Consider the following 405-nt stretch of genomic DNA (forward strand, 5'->3'; position numbering starts at 1 on the left):
TTGAGTTTTAGCGTGCCAAAAAACAGCATCACAAGCATTTTAGCGCCTAATGGCTCGGGTAAAACCACGCTTTTAAAATGCCTTTTAGGGCTTTTGAAGCCTTTAGAAGAAACCGAAATCAAGGCGTGTAACAAAGATATTTTACCCTTAAAGCCTTATGAAAAAGCCAAATTGATCGCTTATATCCCTCAAGTGGAATATTATGCGTTCAATTTCAGCGTGTTGGATTTTGTTTTAATGGAGTGCTGTTTTTAAAAGCGAGCGGTTCTGTCAAATAAAAGCCCCCAAAAAGAGAGCTTTTATATCAAGAGAAGAAGAAAAGCAAGGGGGCTTACATCATGCCGCCCATGCCTCCCACTCCATCGTCATTTGCGCCCATAACAAATACCCCGCACTGCTGTGTTG

At 41.5% G+C, this 405-nt stretch carries 1 pseudogene; it reads left to right on the forward strand.

The features are described 5' to 3' along the window. A pseudogene (locus BZK24_RS08400) lies at nt 1–240 on the forward strand (ATP-binding cassette domain-containing protein); the annotation flags it as partial. Nucleotides 241–405: the final 165 nt, after the last annotated feature.

The organism is Helicobacter pylori, from assembly GCF_001998165.1.
GTDB lineage: Bacteria > Campylobacterota > Campylobacteria > Campylobacterales > Helicobacteraceae > Helicobacter > Helicobacter pylori_DL.